The following is a 14731-nucleotide window of genomic DNA, read 5'->3' as shown; positions in this document are numbered from 1 at the left end:
GGTAGGTGTAGTCCTCGCGAACGCCGACGGCGAATCCAAGCCGGTAAGCATCGATTACGAACGGTTCCCGGTGAAGGAACCCGATGTACTCAGCCTGCTGTGCATCGCCGACAGCCGCCGCTGACCAGGAGTGTCGAGCCTCAGAAGACATGAACAACACCGAGCGCACCGACCGGCGCGCCCAGCTGGCAGGCGCGGCACAAAACGACCCCGCGCCTTAAATACGGAGACGGGCGGAAATGTCGAGTAGAATGAAGGAAAGAAGTTACAGCTCTACAATCAATATTATTTTGTTTCTATGAACTCACGAGCTCTGCGGGTACCCAACTCTCGCAATTCGTTAATGAAATCAGGACCTCTGTCAACCTTTGTCGAGCAGTGGTACTGTTTGCCCATCTGAATCCGGTGAATATCAGTCTTTGTGAACTCTTCAGCAGGGAGCTTCCCGTTCTCAACCCATTCATTGACCTGGTCAATGAAGCCAAGTTCCTGATTGAGGGAGATGTTGCCCGACAATTCGTTGCGCCGGTCTGCGATGACCTCGCTCGTTGTCGGCTCGCCTCCGAACGTCTGTGGGTTGACTTGGATGACCCAGAGTTCCTCGGGCTTGCGGTCGGGCGCGAGATTCATCAGGTCGCCCACCGGTGGATTCTGCGAAAACAGGCCGTCCCAGTGGTAGTGGCCGTTGATTTTGACCGCTTCGAACATGTTAGGCACGGCCGCGGAGGCGAGTACCGCTTCGACTGTCACGTCCTCGTTGACGAATGTCTCGAAAACGCCGGCGTTGACGTTGACGGTGCCGACGACCAGTTCCGGCGTGTCTCGCTGGCAGATATCAGGTATTTCCTCGAAATCGATATGGCGTTCGAGAATGGTCCTGATGCGCTGTTTGCCGACTTCCGGTATCGGAATCTGAGACGGGCTGACGCTTGGAATGGCGAATCCGGCACTGTCCATCCGAGAGATGTTCGTCACTAGCGTGTTCATCCACCGGTCCTGTGCACCGCTGACGGTGATATCGTCCCAGATACTGTCCAGTAACTCCACCGCCGCTTCCGGGCCACCAGTGAGGAGTCCGTACCACGTCGCAAGAGCGTTGAACGCGCCGCCGGAGGTCCCGCTGATGCCGACGAGGTCGTAGCTCTCATCGTCCCACTCTGATAGTATCTCCTGCAGGACACCCGCGGTAAACGCCGTGTGGCTCCCGCCGCCCTGACAGGCGATGGCGACGCGTGTCGGGGCTGTGTCATCACTCATACGTGTTCACGTACCCACCGTCGAACAGCAGGTCCCCGCCGCTGAGATGCTTGGCGTGGCTGGAGAAGCCGAATATAAAGAGGTTCGCAACCTCCGCCGGTGTCATCATCTCTTTCGTCCGGGCCTGGCCCAACATTACGTCCTCGATGACCTCGCGTTTCGAGAGACCGCGTTCCTCGGCTGTGTCCTCGATTTGATTGACCATCAGCGGCGTGAGTACGTAGCCAACGCTGACCGAGAAGCCCCGAAGCGTCCCCTCGCCCTCGGCAGCGATGGCACGTGTCAGTCCCGTCAGGCCGTGTTTCGCCGTAATGTAGGCCGGCTTGTCCTTCGTCGCGTAGTGGCCGTGAACCGAGGACATGTTCGCTATCGCACCGACGCCGTCGTCGGTGTCCTCAATGTGCGGCATGGCTGCCTGGGCCATCTTGAACGGTGACCGGAGCATGATATCCAGCAGGAGGTCGTACTTCTCCATCGGGAACTCAGCGATGCTGGCAATGTGTTGCATCCCCGCGATGTTGGCCACGAACCGCAGGGATCCCTCCTCGGCTGCTGCTTCGACGACCGCCTCAACATCGTCGTCGTCGGTCAGGTCTGTTTCGACACCGTGGAAGGCCCCATCGGCGTCAAACGATTGGATGCGGTCGCCGGTCGCTTCGAGACCGTCCTCGTCGATATCGGCCCCGACGACGGTGAGGCCGTTCGCGGCCAGACTCACCGCGGTCGCACGACCGATACCGGAGGCAGCACCGGTGACGATAGCGACGTTGTCCCTCGAAAAATACGGATCGTCTATGTACAGGAAGTCGTCTGGAGTCAGTTCGGGGGCAGCCAGATCTATTTCAGCCTCAGACATTGGCGTTCACGTCATAACTAACGAACCGGGAAACGCATAACTGCATCTCACGTTCAGGTAACGCACTCGCGGCGGTATCGGTTCGCTTGCGAGAAGTAGATTACTTATAGGTTAGCGAGATACTATACGTTAGGCGGTAGTATTTAGAAACGTAACCAAGCGAGGTACATACCCGATGTCCACGAAACCAAGCGATACCCACGACAGATTCCCTACGACGGGTCCAGCAACCGACGATTACGACCGGTACACGTCCGTGAAGGTCGACGGCGACGTGATACTCTACGACGAAGACCACGAAGACGCCTGGATCCAGTCGGCCACGACGCTCGCCTTGGAAGATTGGCGGTAAGACCCCGTCGAACCATCCGAGAGACCGTATTTTCCTGCTAACGCAAATGTGACCGCTATGGTTCCGATTTCCGTCCACCAAGCGTGACCTGATACACCCGTTTTCGGGCGTCGTATATACAAGATTGTGCAGTCACGAGCCCCGCGTCTGTCAGCTGATCGAGCGCGCCTCGGACCGTTCGCCGCGGCATCAGCGTCTCGGTCGCCAATTGTTTCCGCGTCAGTCCTCCCTCGTTGGCGAGAGTCATGAAGACGAGTTTCGCGCTGGGCGGACACGCGCGCAGTCGTTCGGCGTGGGTGTCTGAGAGTGTGTCCGGTCGCATTATTAGACGAGGAGTTCGAGTGCGAGGACGATTGCACCGACGATTCCGAAGACGACGCCAAGGCCCGTTTCCATCAGATCACTCGGGATGTACTTCCCGACGCGGGTTCCGATAGCGCCGCCGACAAGCACACCGGGAATCGACCACGCGACGACATACCAGACCGGCGTCGCCGTAAGCGCGTGGACGAGCGCCCCGGCAATAGCGGTCACCCCGAGGACGAACACGCTGGTTGCGACAGCGACGCGTGGTGGGACCCGACACCGGACGATGAGCTGGGTCGTCACAATTTCGGGGAGACCGGCGCTAATGAGGCCGGTAATAAATCCGCCGACCGTCGACAATGCCACACCTGGCGTCCGCCAGCAGGTGTCGTAGGTGAACGTCTCGCCGTCCGTGGCCTCGACCGTAGTCGTGCCACGGCCGGTGTTTTTCGCTTTCAGGTACTCCCCCTCACACTCACCGGGTTCGCAGTTTTCGGGGGCCTCGTAGTAGACGAGGAACCCACCGAGCAGGAGCAAGCCTGCGCCGAATATGAGCTTCAGAATCGTCGGATCGACGTAGTGGGCCGCGAACGCGCCGACGATGATGGCCGGCACTGACCCCAGCAGGAGCCACTTCGCCGTCTGGAAGTCAACGACCTGCTGTTTTACATAGGAGCGCAGACCGTTCCCCATTCCGAACACCTCCGTCAGGAGGCCAGCGCCAATGGCCTGTGACGGTGTGAGACCGACAACGAGCATGAAAAACGGGCTAAAAAACAGCGCCCCGGAGACACCGGACGACAGGGCCACCGTCGCAAAAACGACTGACGCGGGAAACACCCACCAGTGAGCGAGGAACTGCGCCATCGGAAACCCGCTGACTGGCGGGAGCTGCCCCGAGACCACAGCCATCGCTCCGGCCCCAATGATGCCGAGGGCGACGAACCGATTTCCGGAGACTGGCACCTCCATCAATATCAGGCGAACAACGTCGCGATAGTTTCGTCGTCGGGCGTCCAGCCGACGAACCCCCCACCCTCGAACGGGAGTGCGACCGCGGCCACGTAGTTACACAGGCCGACGTAAAAATCCACGATGAGCCCGATGGCAACGATCTCTGCCGGCGTGTATGCTCTTTCGAGTGCCGAATGAATCTGATCAGTCACGTCGCCGGTCGCGACCGCTTCGGCGTACTGGAGCAGGACGAACTCCTCGTCGGAAAAGCCCGAAAGATCTCCGCCACCAATGGCCCGCATCTCCTCGGTCGTCACGTCCTTGTCGCGAGCGATGTCGACGTGCTGGTGCCACTCGTACCGGGCCCCGCGTGCGCGGGAGACGGCGAGGATGACTAGTTCCTTCTTGCGGGGGGTCAACTGGTCGTACAACGTGTTCAGGTACTCCAGCGTGGCTTCGAGGATTTCGGGGTTGTGCGCCCATACTCGGAAGATGTGTCTGTCCCCGAGGTAGTCGTCTGTGAACAGGTAATGGTACTCGTCGGGGATCTCGTCCAGTTCGAGGAGGTCGAGTCGCGTCATGAGAGGTGCAACGAGCGACGGTTCAATAACGGTAGCTCACCCGAGCGTAACGAGGTATGGCGGCCGTGAAGGGCGAGCCACCCGGCGGTGGCGGAACTCAAAACCGGCCCTCCGCCGACTCGTTGGGCGCCTGGAGATTCGCCTTGCCCCACTGTTCCATCGCCGAGATTATCGGTTCCAGGTCGGCCCCGCGCTCGGTCAGGGAGTACTCGACGCGGAACGGCTGGTCGTTGATGACTGTCCGCTCGACAAGTCCCTTCTCCTGTAAGTCTTCAAGGCTGTCCGAGAGGACTTTGCTCGACACACCGTCGACGTGATCCTCCAGTTCGCTGAACCCTGTCGGCCCGTTGTGCAGCAGTCGGTGGACGATGACGGGATGCCACTTGCGGCAGATGAGTGTGGCCGTCGACGTGACCGGACACCAGTCCTCGCCGGCACACCATACCGCCATCTCCTCGGGTGAATCACTCATACATAGTGCGTTGGAGCGCCGGTTACTAATAGTTACCTACGGTAATCGGATAACTGAACATTACCAGAAAGGCAGCGATGGCCCATTCCTCACTTCGGGCTATCGTTCGTCCCCGGAATCCCACGGCCATCGTAGAACTCGCCGCCCCACTGGCCAATCCAGATGTCTTGGTTCGCGAGGTACAGCGCGCCCTCGGTATCGAACAACCGATCGATGACGGTCCATTCGTCCGCCTCGGTGTCGTACTCGATTTCGGCGTTGTACACCGCGGCCTGACCGAACTCGCCACCGGCCTCTGCGGGCAGTGGTAGCGTGTGTTCAGCTGACTCACTCCGGGACTGCGGTCGCTCGGCACGCTGGAGGCGCCCGCGGTTGAACGTCTGGTTGAAGTAGCGGGCGTAGATGGACTTGATATCCATACCCAAGACCGCATCGGCGGCGTTAACGCCGCCGGTTACGTCGCCCGCGTCACGGGCCGTGATGGCGTAGGTCGAATCGTCCGGCCCTGACGCGAACGTACCGGCGTCCTCGTCCCAGAGTTCATCAATCATGTATCCAAGCACATCCCCGGCGATGTCGGTGTAGTCGACACCATTGAGTTCGGAGGCCCAGACGAGGCCCTGGCCCACCACTCCTTGGGTCGCGGCCTGGTTCGCCGCACCGTTTTCCACCATGCCGTTGCCCGCGAGCGAACTCTCGACGGCGTCGCCAAGGTCGGTGGCGTAGGACGCGGCTTGGTCGGCCATTTCGTCGCTCCCAGCGTGGGTACCGTACCAGGCGATCGCTCCGAGCATCTGGCCGAGGTCGCGTGTAGAGCCCATCTCAACGATATCTGCCGGAGCGAACAGCGACATCGTTGTTTCGGCCAGCCCATCGGTGAGTTGCTGTATCTTCTTCGGGGGAATGAGGGGCTCCGGGTTCTCGTAGCCGAACCAGCCACCCTTGGCGAGGCTGGTCATGTCCGACATAAACCACAGCATCGCCGAGTGATGGTTCGGGCGGGCAGTGTCGTCGACGACTTTGCCTTTCGCGGGTCGGAACCCGGAAATCAACTCCATGCTCTCGCCTTTCGTCAGCGCGCCGTTGCCCTCCGGCCCGCCGCCGATGAGCGTCGCGTTGATACCAATCTGTGCCAACGTCGACAGCACCTCTGAGCGGAACTCCGCTGCGAGGCTGTCCGGCAAAATATCAAAGTGGTTCTCGAAGTTCTTCGCCCAAGTGACGCCCTTGAGGTGGGTCCAGCCAGCCGAGGACGGGCTGGCGACGCCCGATGATTTGGACTTGTCCCAAGCAAGTGTCGCTGCGTCCGGGCGGCCGTTCTCACCTGAGAGGACCGGTTGCTCGGTGAAGGATGGGTCACCCTCGGTGAACGCCGCCATGTTCAGGTTCGGGTTCTTCACCGGTGGTTTGTCCGTGTTCGCAGCCTCCAGCATCGCTGGGAATCGCTCGTCGAACGCCTGCTGTTGCTCCTCGTTGTGGGGGAACAGCACACCGTTCCCGCTCATGGCGATGTTCGTGCTCATGTTGTACAGCGAGTACCAGTAAGAGTCCCACGTCGCGTCGCTCCATTCGTAAGCCGCTGTTTCCTGGCCATCTGTTTCTGTCTCGCTGTCGCCGCCACCAGACGTGTCAGTGCTATCTATTTCAGCCGTCTCCGGCGTTTCCGCACCGCCGTCTTCGCCCCCGCTGCAGCCGGCAAGGGCGGTCAGTCCGAGGGTCGCTCCGTAGGTCAGTATCGAACGCCTGTCGTGACTCGTCATACTGGTGTCGAGTCGGGACTACTGTCTCAACCCCGTGTTACCTGTGTGTTATTAAGACGCGTGCCCAACAGAATTATATACGAAAACCAGTCATTTATTGAACAGCTCAGCAAGTCCCCGCTCGGGGTTAAAAATCAGGCCTCTGTCGATGAACTGTCGAATTCCGCCGGGAGGTGCGCAGATATTTGGGCCGTCTGGCAGATCGCCTGGCGGGTGGTTCGCTCATCGACGGCGTGGGCGGTCTCGGTGCCGAGCGCGAACTCCACGGTTGAGAGGCCGTTGTTCCGGAGCGCCTTGGCGTCCCCGCCGCCGGTCGCGCTCCGGGCGAACGTCCGCTCGCCGGTGACCGCCTCACTCACGGTCTGGACAGCCTCGACCAGTGGCCGCCCCGGGAGTTCGTATGTTCCCTCGCTCCAATCGGTGGACTGTATCTCGACGCCCTGTCGCTCGGCCACGAACGCACGGATTCGCTCCAGCACTGGCGCCGTCGGGACGCTCGCCGTGAGGCGGATGTCGATGTCCGCCGTGGCCGCCGTCGGTACACTGTTTACCGCCTCCCCACCGTGCATTGTCCCCAGATACACGGTGGGGTGCTGGAGCATGGACCTGGCCGCATCCTCGCCCACGGTCGGCGCGTAGTAGGCGACCGACTCGGTGAGTATCCGTTCGACGGTGGGGTGCAGGTCGAACTCGACGGCCTGGAGCTCCGATCGGAGGCTGTCAGCGGTGTCGTACAGCCGGTCGATGGCGTTCGCGCCGAGCATCGGCCGCGACCCGTGTGCACCCTCGCCCGTCGCAGCGAGCGTGAGCCAGATGCTTCCCTTGTCGGCGACGGCGACCGACGGCCGGGCGGACGTGCCAGTCATCTCGCCGATGAGACACGCCGACGGTGATGACGGAAACGTGTCCAGACCATCCCGGAGTGTCTCGCCGCCACTCGTCTCCTCGTCGCTGCTGAATACGAACCCGAGCGGCACCGCTGGGGTGGTGTCAGTCTCGGCAACGGCCTGGACGGCCGCCAGCATCGCGGCGACCGCTCCCTTCATATCCGTCGCCCCGCAACCATAGATTTCGCTGCCGTCCCGCTCGCCTAGCGGACCGCGTGTCCAGGCCTCGCGGTTGAACGGGACCGTGTCGATGTGACTGTTGAACACTAGCTCTGGCGCTGGCTGCTCCGGGAACCACGCAACGAGCCCGGGGTCGGCCGACGCTGCGCTGAGTCGTTCTGTTTCGAGCCCGGCCTTTGTCACCACCGTCTCGATGTACTCGATTATCTCCGTCGTCGCTCTAAGGGATTCTGCGTATCAAACGCGAGCAGGTCCAGCGTCGTCTCGACGACGCGCTCGCAGTTGGCCTCGAGTTGGGCTGGGAGCGATGGCTGTGACATAAAAAAGCTCGACTGTGATTGCCGGTGTTACAGCGGGATGTACGTGACACTCGCGCCCAGCACGACGCCGTAGACAAGGTGGAAGAACGCGAACATTCCGACCATCTTCGGCTCTGGCTCCATCGCGAGGACGATGCGCATCCAGAATATCGCACCAACCACGGTCAGTGCCAGCCCATAGATGACGGCCCACAGCAGACTCGTGGTCAGTACCCCGGCCCCAACGCCGAGACCCAGCGCCGTCACGCCGACAGCGAATGCGCCGCCAGCACCAATACCATACAGCATGTGTAACACCATCCCCTGCATCATGTACGACTCGGGCCTCTCGTCACCCACGTATTTCGCCCACAGCGCCGCCGTGGGCGGTGGAGAGTCGTCTCCGAGTCCCATCATGAACATCGTCATGACAATCGTAGCAACCAGTCCGCCGACCAATCCGCTGAGTATGCTTACCATATGTATCGTGTTGTTCCGCAACGGCCTCTAGGTTACGTCTAGTAACCCTGTTTCTGTTGGTGAGTAATAAACCGGTTGTAACCGGACCGACAGTCGGTTTCGGTGAGGTAACCCGATATTGCCAGACAAACCATCCAAATCTGGTCGTAGCCAAGCGGTTATTTGGCTACTCCCGCTAATCGAGGTATGGATATGCAGGACGTGCTGCCGCGGGACGCAATTCCGGGCATCGACAACCCCGCCTTCGACACGAGCTACTTCGGCGACCCGGACGACGAGGTCATCGCCGTCGAGGCCGACCCGCCGCGGGCGTATCCGGTCAGAGTGCTCAGCTACCACGAAATCGTCAACGACGTGCTCGAAGCGACTGAGAGTTCGGGGGACGACGAGCGCCCAGTCGCGGTAACATGGTGTCCCATCTGTGCCAGCGCCGTCGTCTACGATCGGACGGTCGATGGACAGACGCTGACGTTCGGTACCTCGGGCAAACTAGCCGACGACGCGCTGGTGATGTACGACCGCGAGACGGAATCGGAGTGGAAGCAACCGCTCGGCAGGGCCATCAGCGGCCCACTCGACGGCCGGGAACTGTCCGTGGTGCCGTCGTCTATACTGACTTGGGCGCAGTTCCGGACGACGTACCCCGATGGAGTCGTCCTGCAACCAGTTCACGGCGGCCCGGACGATGCGCGCGGGAACTCGCCGCGCGAGGCCTACGACATGACACCGTATGACCGGTACGTCGCCAACCCCGAGTTCGGCCTCCGCGCAATGCGCGGGGAGGGACCACAGCGCACCTGGGACCGTACAGACATAGACGCGAAGACGACAGTCATCGGCGTCGTCCACGAGGATGACGCCGTTGCATACCCGGTCCCGCAGATTCGGGCGGCCGAAGGCGTAATAACAGATACCGTCGGCGGCCTAGAGATCGTGGTCGTCGCCAGTTCGGACACGGCGATGCGCGCCTTTGAGAACCCGGGCTACGAGTTCGAACTGCGTGACGAGACACTGTACGGCGACGGAGTAACCTGGGACCTCTCGACAGGACAGAGCAACGACGGCCGCCACCTGGCCCGGGTTCCCTCACGACGGCTGTACGCGTTTGCTTGGCAAGACGACCACGGCACAGAGAGTTTCTACAGCCTCAACTGAACAGATCGCTTGCTGCCGACTGAGAGAGTGCTTCAGCCCTGTGCGGTCGCGACCAGCGACACGTAGCTGATGTCGCCGGCCTCGACGGCGGCTTCGATGGCCTCAATTGCCGATAGTGCCCGCTGACCGCGTTCGCCCATCATGCCGAGCAGCCCTTCGTAATCCACACGGTCGGTCACCCGGTCCCGCATCGCGAGGAGGTCGTCGTGGTGGTTCGCTGTGTCCGCGACTGTGAACCCCGCGGCTTCAACGCGGCCAGTCAGCCGGTCGCGGCTTCGTGCGCCGGTGAGACAGAGCGCATCGGCGGCGGCATCGGGTACGTCCGGTCTGTCGCCATCGACGACGACATCCGAAAGAGCGAGACGGCCGCCGTCCGCGAGTACGCGGTTGGCCTCCGCCAGTGCCACGTCGAGGTCGGTGAGACAGAGTACACATTCGGCCAGCAGGACATCGACACTGCCACCTTTGATGGGGAGGGCCATCGCGTCACCCTGTAGGGCTCGGTCGGTACTCGGTTCCGGGTCGATGCCGAGGGCGTCTGCGCCGCGGTCCCGGGCCACCGAGAGCGCGTCGCCAGCGCCACAGCCGACGTCCAGCAGTCGTGTGCTCGGACCCACGCCTGCCCGGTCGAGCAACGCTGCCGTCGCCTCGGTCCCGCCCGGGTGGAGCGGCCCCGCAAGCATGGTGTCGAGCATCCCCCACGGGTTCGAGAGCGCGGCGTCCAGCAGCCCCGCCATCACTCGCCCCCACAGTCGTCCGGCGTGCAGCCGCCGTCCGTGGCCGTGCTGTCGCCCTGATAGCCCGCAGCCGAGTCGGCGGCGGGGCGGTCCCCGTCGACAGTGTTCCGCCCGCCCCAGTCGTTCCGGTTCCGGAGCGCGTACTCGCCGGCCTCTGTCGTCATGTTGTAGCCACAGAAGGGCACCAGGTCACCGTCGGTCGTCGGCACCGAGATGCAGCAGTTACTCAGCCGATTCACGTCGGCCGCGTCGGCGTCCATGAATCCCGTGAACGAGACGGGTACAACCTCGTCAAACAGGCCTTCGACGCCGCCGGGCACGTCGACGCCACAACAGCCGGCGGTCTTGCAGGCCCACTCCTCGCCGGCGGCGGTGCCGGCCAGTAGCTCCATGTAATCCCCCTCGTCGACCATCCCCGAAAGCATATCCCAGAGCTGGTCGTCGACGTACTGGGTGAGCGGGACGAACGATTCGGCCTCCGAGCTGGAGTCGCCACAGCAACAGTCAGCCGTACCGTCCAAGTCGTCGGCACCGCAGCCCGCTGCAGCCGCCGCATCCGTGTCTTCCGGGATGAACGCCGTCCCGATCTGACAGTACGCCGAACAGCAGGGCGCGGGCAGCATGTCTCGCGGATCGAGATCGTCCATCTGCTCAGCCAGCAGCCGCGTGGCGTCGTCAATGGCGAAGCGGCCGTCATTCGAGGCGTAGCGGCCGAAGTGGGCGACCGGCTGGAAGTTCACCGACCTAATCACGTCTCTGTTGTCGAGCGCGAACCGGACGATGTCACCCATCTCGTGGTCGTTCACGTCGGGAACCACTGTCGGGACGAGCACGACGGGCAGATCCGCCTCGCGGCAGGCGTCGATGGCTGCGTACTTTTCGTCGACGAGGTCGACCTCGCGTATCTGCTCGTAGGTCTCGCTCGTCAGGCCGTCGAACTGGAGATAGACCGCGGTGACGCCGGCGTCGGCGAGTCGCTGGGCGTAGCCCTCCTCGGTCGCCAGCCGAATCCCGTTCGTGTTCACCTCGACGTGGTCGATACCCCTGTCCATGGCGCGTTCGACCAGTTCGGGGAGGTCGTCCCGGACCGTGGGTTCGCCGCCGGAGAACTGTATCGGCCGGCCGCCCGCGTCTTCGACGGTGTCCAGCAGTGCTTCGATTTCCTTGGTCGAGCGATGCGCACCACCGGGCCCCGAGCTCGCGAAACAGTACGAACACGAGAGGTTGCAGTCGTCGGTGACCTCTACGACGGCGAGACAGGCGTGGTCATCGTCGACCGCCAGGTCGCCGCCGTCGTACTCCGGGTCCGGGCCGAAGTCGGCGGCCCAGTCCCAGTGGTCGAAGGAGCCCCAGACCTTCCGGCTGGTCGTCCCGTGGTCAGCGCATTCCCGAGTCAGGAACACGCCGCCGTCCTGTTCCTCATACTGGCCGGGGACCTGTTCGAGGCAGTCAGGACAGAGGCTCGTCGTCGCCGCGAGGGTGTCACTGTCATTCATACTCAGGGGGAGGAGTGAATTTCAATAAGCGTACCGGGGTTGTGCATCGGAGCGACAGAGCGGTGTGTCGTCGTGGCCCGTCAATTTTCGCTGATACATATCCGGCCTGCAAACCCGCGCAACCCTTTTTCAAGATGCCCCCCGAGCCACTGTATGGCAGGCCAGACCGCGGCGAACGACCTTAACGCATCGCCGACCACCCTCGCCCAGGACCTGCTGGTCGCCTGCAAGCGCGGCGATCCGACGCAGAAATTTCGGGCGGCTCTCGCCGCCCTCGACGACAGCGCCCTCCGGCCACTCCGCCGCGACCGCCGGACTGCGCTCGCGTTCTGGCTCAACTGCTACAACGCCGGGACGCAGTTGCTCCTCGCCGAAGAGCCTGCACTGTACGACAGTTCGCTTCGCTTCGTCCGGTTTTTCTGGGCGCCTGCGATTACGGTCGCGGGCACCTCGTTGAGTCTCAGCCGCATCGAGAACGGCCTGCTTCGCGGCGGCCGCTCGCAGTACGGCCTCGGCTACCTGCCGAAACTGTTAGTCACGACGTTCGAACACCGCCACCGGTTGCCCATTTGCGATCCCAGAATTCATTTCGCGCTGAACTGCGGCGCGGAGAGTTGCCCCGCTATCCGGGCGTACGACTCTGAACAAATCGACGAGCAACTGGACCTGGCGACACGGAGCTACCTAGATGCGACGGTGGCGTATGACGCCACCGAGAACGTCGTCCGCATCCCCCGCGTGTTTCGCTGGTTCCGCGGCGATTTCGGGGGAAAGGCGGGAATCCGGGCGTTCCTGCGGGAGTACGACGCGATTCCCGACGGTGCAACACCGAAACTCCGCCACCTGTCCTGGGACTGGTCGAAAGCGTCCGGGAAGTTCGTCGAGTAGCGGGCCGTGCGGTTTAGGTCGTCTAGCCGCTACCCACTCGTATGCCAGATTCAGTCCCGGACTTCTCGCTCACGAACGTCGCCACCGGCCCGGATCCGTTCTCGCTCGCCGCGCTCCCGGACGGCGTCGAGTTCGCTGTCCTGTTTTTCCAGCGGGACCACTACTGCACGAACTGCCGAAAGCAGGTCCAGCAACTCGCCGAGCGTATCGACGACTTTCACGAGCGCGACGCCGAAGTCGTCTCTATTGTCCCGGAGCCGGTCGAGCGCGTCGAGTCCTGGCAGGAGTCCTATCACCTCCCGTTCCCGCTGCTCGCGGACCCCGACATCGAGGCGGGGGAGGCCTACGACCAGCCCGTCCGCTTTGGCATCCTCGGCCGGTTCTCGGATTTCTTCGGCCGAATGCCCGAAATCGTCATCGTCGACAGACGCGGGACGGAACCCGAAATCGCGTGGGTCCAGAAAGGCTCCTCGACGTTCGACCGACCAGATATCGACGAGATTCTGGCGGAACTCGACGCCCTCCGCACGGACTCGTAGCCGGATTCGGTCGCACAGAGCCATCGAACCGCCGGAATTTGGTTCCGGAAGCGCATTTCCGCGGACCTTTCATATTGCTGGACGGTGACGAGGGGATCATGGACGAAGTGGACTTTCTGGTTATCGGCTCAGGTTCGGGACTGGACGTGGCAAACGCCGCCGCGAACCGCGGGCAGTCGGTCGCAGTCGTCGAGAAAGGTCCCCTCGGCGGGACGTGTCTCAACCGGGGGTGTATCCCGTCGAAGATGCTGCTGTACCACGCCGACGTGCTGGAGACCATCGAGCGCGCTGGCGAGTTCGACATCGACGCCGAGGTCAACGGCGTCGACTTCGCCGACATCGTTCGCAAAGTCAACGAGGACGTGGAGTCGGACTCGGAGTCGATTCGGGAGGGGCTTCGCTCCTCGTCCCGCCACGACCTCTACGAGGGCGAGGGCCGGTTCGTGGACGACCGGACGGTCGAAGTCGTCAGCGGGCCGGACGAGGGTGCACAGATTCGGGCCGAGACGGTGCTCATCGCGGCCGGGACACGACCCTCGATTCCGAACATCAATGGCCTCGAGGACGTTGATTTCCTGACGAGCACAGAGGCCCTCCAACTGGAGACGCCGCCGGATCACCTCGTCGTCGTTGGCGGCGGGTACATCGCGGCTGAACTCGGCCACTTCTTCGGGACCTTCGGGAGCGACGTGACCATCATCGGTCGGCGGCCGACCCTCCTGCCTGAGGCAGACGAGGAGATAGCTGAGGCCTTCACCGAGCGGTATGCCGACCGCTTCACCGTCCACACCGGCCACGCGGCCACCGCTGTCTCGGAGAGCGACGGCACGGTCACCGTTGAGGCGAAGCCGTACGAGTACGGCGAGGACGCCGGGGTCCAAGACGAGGATGGCGTGACAGTGACGGGTGACGAACTGCTCGTCGCCGCCGGACGGACACCAAACACGGACCTCCTAAACCTCAACGTGACGGGCGTCGAGACGGACGACCGCGGGTTCGTCGACACCGACGAGTACCTGCGGACGACCGCCGACGACATCTGGGCGCTGGGCGACATCGTCGGCGAGTACCTGCTGAAACACAGCGCGAACCACGAGGCACAGGCCGTCGCCCGCAACCTCTTCAGCGACGACCTCGAACCGGTGGACTACTCGGCGATGCCCTTTGCAGTGTTCGCCTCCCCCGAGGTGGCCGGCGTCGGGGCACGCGAAGAAGAGGTCAGAGCGGCGGGACGCGAGTACGCCACCCGTACGTACCAGTTCAACGAGACGGCCCGCGGGAGCGCGATGAAAGCCGACGGGTTCCTCAAAGCCATCATCGACCTCGACGGTGAAATACTCGGCTGTCATATCATGGGGCCGGAAGCGTCCGACCTCATCCAAGAAATCGTCGTGGCGATGACCGCCGGGTCGGGAACCGTTCAGGACATCCGCGAGTCCATCCACATCCACCCCGCGCTCTCGGAGGTCGTCCAGCGGGGGTTCTCCGGGCAGTTCAGCCGCGGTGACAGCGGGCATTCGCACTGAGTCGAT

The 14731-nt window shown here is 62.7% G+C and carries 16 protein-coding genes; 5 read left to right on the top strand and 11 right to left on the bottom strand.

Annotated elements, in window-relative coordinates:
• Nucleotides 1-285: 285 nt before the first annotated feature.
• Together G9463_RS14530 and G9463_RS14525 are read right to left on the bottom strand one after the other, a co-directional pair.
• On the bottom strand, nucleotides 286-1257 hold the full coding sequence (locus tag G9463_RS14530; protein WP_165897096.1) for a patatin-like phospholipase family protein: 972 nt from the start codon (nucleotides 1255-1257) through the stop codon (nucleotides 286-288).
• Nucleotides 1250-2113 (bottom strand): SDR family oxidoreductase, encoded by an 864-nt coding sequence (locus G9463_RS14525; protein ID WP_165897095.1) that lies wholly within the window; start codon nucleotides 2111-2113, stop codon nucleotides 1250-1252. The genes G9463_RS14530 and G9463_RS14525 overlap by 8 nt, the downstream gene beginning before the upstream one ends.
• Before the next feature lie 175 nt (nucleotides 2114-2288).
• Between G9463_RS14525 and G9463_RS14520 the strand changes: the two genes are divergently transcribed.
• Nucleotides 2289-2465: a hypothetical protein gene (locus G9463_RS14520; protein WP_165897094.1), complete on the top strand. Its 177-nt coding sequence runs from the start codon at nucleotides 2289-2291 to the stop codon at nucleotides 2463-2465.
• 55 nt (nucleotides 2466-2520) lie between these two features.
• On the opposite strand, the gene G9463_RS14515 is transcribed toward G9463_RS14520, so the two are convergent.
• The 7 genes from G9463_RS14515 to G9463_RS14485 all read right to left on the bottom strand — a co-directional run bounded on the left by G9463_RS14515 (nucleotide 2521) and on the right by G9463_RS14485 (nucleotide 8384).
• The gene (locus G9463_RS14515) at nucleotides 2521-2787 is read right to left on the bottom strand and encodes a helix-turn-helix domain-containing protein (RefSeq protein ID WP_165897093.1); all 267 of its coding nucleotides are present in this window, start codon (nucleotides 2785-2787) and stop codon (nucleotides 2521-2523) included.
• A gap of 2 nt (nucleotides 2788-2789) precedes the next feature.
• Nucleotides 2790-3743, bottom strand: coding sequence for a sulfite exporter TauE/SafE family protein (locus G9463_RS14510; protein ID WP_004966414.1), 954 nt, complete (start codon nucleotides 3741-3743; stop codon nucleotides 2790-2792).
• A gap of 5 nt (nucleotides 3744-3748) precedes the next feature.
• Nucleotides 3749-4306 carry a carboxymuconolactone decarboxylase family protein gene (locus tag G9463_RS14505; RefSeq protein WP_004966412.1) on the bottom strand — a complete coding sequence of 186 codons (558 nt, stop codon included), beginning with the start codon at nucleotides 4304-4306 and terminating at the stop codon, nucleotides 3749-3751.
• A gap of 97 nt (nucleotides 4307-4403) precedes the next feature.
• Nucleotides 4404-4778, bottom strand: a complete 375-nt coding sequence (locus G9463_RS14500) for a helix-turn-helix domain-containing protein (RefSeq protein WP_165897092.1) — start codon at nucleotides 4776-4778, stop codon at nucleotides 4404-4406.
• Between the two features lie 89 nt (nucleotides 4779-4867).
• Nucleotides 4868-6538 carry a plasmid stabilization protein gene (locus G9463_RS14495; RefSeq protein WP_165897091.1) on the bottom strand — a complete coding sequence of 557 codons (1671 nt, stop codon included), beginning with the start codon at nucleotides 6536-6538 and terminating at the stop codon, nucleotides 4868-4870.
• A gap of 134 nt (nucleotides 6539-6672) precedes the next feature.
• Nucleotides 6673-7788: a M20/M25/M40 family metallo-hydrolase gene (locus tag G9463_RS14490; RefSeq protein ID WP_205254240.1), complete on the bottom strand. Its 1116-nt coding sequence runs from the start codon at nucleotides 7786-7788 to the stop codon at nucleotides 6673-6675.
• A 164-nt stretch (nucleotides 7789-7952) separates the two neighbouring features.
• Nucleotides 7953-8384, bottom strand: coding sequence for a hypothetical protein (locus tag G9463_RS14485; protein WP_165897090.1), 432 nt, complete (start codon nucleotides 8382-8384; stop codon nucleotides 7953-7955).
• Between the two features lie 186 nt (nucleotides 8385-8570).
• On the opposite strand from G9463_RS14485, the gene G9463_RS14480 reads away from it, so the two are divergent.
• A complete protein-coding gene (locus G9463_RS14480) occupies nucleotides 8571-9539 on the top strand; it encodes a DUF3179 domain-containing protein (protein ID WP_165897089.1) in 969 nt (322 codons plus the stop codon).
• Between the two features lie 32 nt (nucleotides 9540-9571).
• Here G9463_RS14480 and G9463_RS14475 read toward each other — a convergent pair whose 3' ends face one another.
• Nucleotides 9572-10276 (bottom strand): class I SAM-dependent methyltransferase, encoded by a 705-nt coding sequence (locus tag G9463_RS14475; RefSeq protein ID WP_165897088.1) that lies wholly within the window; start codon nucleotides 10274-10276, stop codon nucleotides 9572-9574.
• Complete coding sequence (locus tag G9463_RS14470) at nucleotides 10276-11772, bottom strand: radical SAM protein (protein WP_165897087.1); 1497 nt, start codon at nucleotides 11770-11772, stop codon at nucleotides 10276-10278. Before G9463_RS14470 ends, G9463_RS14475 begins: the two co-directional genes overlap by 1 nt.
• 153 nt (nucleotides 11773-11925) lie before the next feature.
• On the opposite strand from G9463_RS14470, the gene G9463_RS14465 reads away from it, so the two are divergent.
• From G9463_RS14465 to G9463_RS14455, 3 genes are all read left to right on the top strand, one after another.
• Complete coding sequence (locus G9463_RS14465) at nucleotides 11926-12660, top strand: DUF547 domain-containing protein (RefSeq protein WP_004966405.1); 735 nt, start codon at nucleotides 11926-11928, stop codon at nucleotides 12658-12660.
• A 41-nt stretch (nucleotides 12661-12701) separates the two neighbouring features.
• Nucleotides 12702-13199 (top strand): peroxiredoxin, encoded by a 498-nt coding sequence (locus G9463_RS14460; RefSeq protein ID WP_004966404.1) that lies wholly within the window; start codon nucleotides 12702-12704, stop codon nucleotides 13197-13199.
• A 98-nt stretch (nucleotides 13200-13297) separates the two neighbouring features.
• Complete coding sequence (locus G9463_RS14455; protein ID WP_165897086.1) at nucleotides 13298-14725, top strand: dihydrolipoyl dehydrogenase; 1428 nt, start codon at nucleotides 13298-13300, stop codon at nucleotides 14723-14725.
• Nucleotides 14726-14731 lie beyond the last annotated feature (6 nt).

The organism is Haloarcula sp. JP-Z28, from assembly GCF_011440255.1.
GTDB classification, from domain to species: Archaea; Halobacteriota; Halobacteria; order Halobacteriales; family Haloarculaceae; genus Haloarcula; species Haloarcula marismortui.
The sequence above is the reverse complement of the archived record's forward strand: the minus strand, read 5'-3'. Positions and strand labels throughout refer to the sequence as shown.

Coding starts and splice junctions, on each gene's coding strand:
- G9463_RS14530 (WP_165897096.1), bottom strand. CDS start 1,257: ATGAGTGATGACACAGCCCCGACACGCGTCGCCATCGCCTGTCAGGGC.
- G9463_RS14525 (WP_165897095.1), bottom strand. CDS start 2,113: ATGTCTGAGGCTGAAATAGATCTGGCTGCCCCCGAACTGACTCCAGAC.
- G9463_RS14520 (WP_165897094.1), top strand. CDS start 2,289: ATGTCCACGAAACCAAGCGATACCCACGACAGATTCCCTACGACGGGT.
- G9463_RS14515 (WP_165897093.1), bottom strand. CDS start 2,787: ATGCGACCGGACACACTCTCAGACACCCACGCCGAACGACTGCGCGCG.
- G9463_RS14510 (WP_004966414.1), bottom strand. CDS start 3,743: ATGGAGGTGCCAGTCTCCGGAAATCGGTTCGTCGCCCTCGGCATCATT.
- G9463_RS14505 (WP_004966412.1), bottom strand. CDS start 4,306: ATGACGCGACTCGACCTCCTCGAACTGGACGAGATCCCCGACGAGTAC.
- G9463_RS14500 (WP_165897092.1), bottom strand. CDS start 4,778: ATGAGTGATTCACCCGAGGAGATGGCGGTATGGTGTGCCGGCGAGGAC.
- G9463_RS14495 (WP_165897091.1), bottom strand. CDS start 6,538: ATGACGAGTCACGACAGGCGTTCGATACTGACCTACGGAGCGACCCTC.
- G9463_RS14485 (WP_165897090.1), bottom strand. CDS start 8,384: ATGGTAAGCATACTCAGCGGATTGGTCGGCGGACTGGTTGCTACGATT.
- G9463_RS14480 (WP_165897089.1), top strand. CDS start 8,571: ATGGATATGCAGGACGTGCTGCCGCGGGACGCAATTCCGGGCATCGAC.
- G9463_RS14475 (WP_165897088.1), bottom strand. CDS start 10,276: ATGGCGGGGCTGCTGGACGCCGCGCTCTCGAACCCGTGGGGGATGCTC.
- G9463_RS14470 (WP_165897087.1), bottom strand. CDS start 11,772: ATGAATGACAGTGACACCCTCGCGGCGACGACGAGCCTCTGTCCTGAC.
- G9463_RS14465 (WP_004966405.1), top strand. CDS start 11,926: ATGGCAGGCCAGACCGCGGCGAACGACCTTAACGCATCGCCGACCACC.
- G9463_RS14460 (WP_004966404.1), top strand. CDS start 12,702: ATGCCAGATTCAGTCCCGGACTTCTCGCTCACGAACGTCGCCACCGGC.
- G9463_RS14455 (WP_165897086.1), top strand. CDS start 13,298: ATGGACGAAGTGGACTTTCTGGTTATCGGCTCAGGTTCGGGACTGGAC.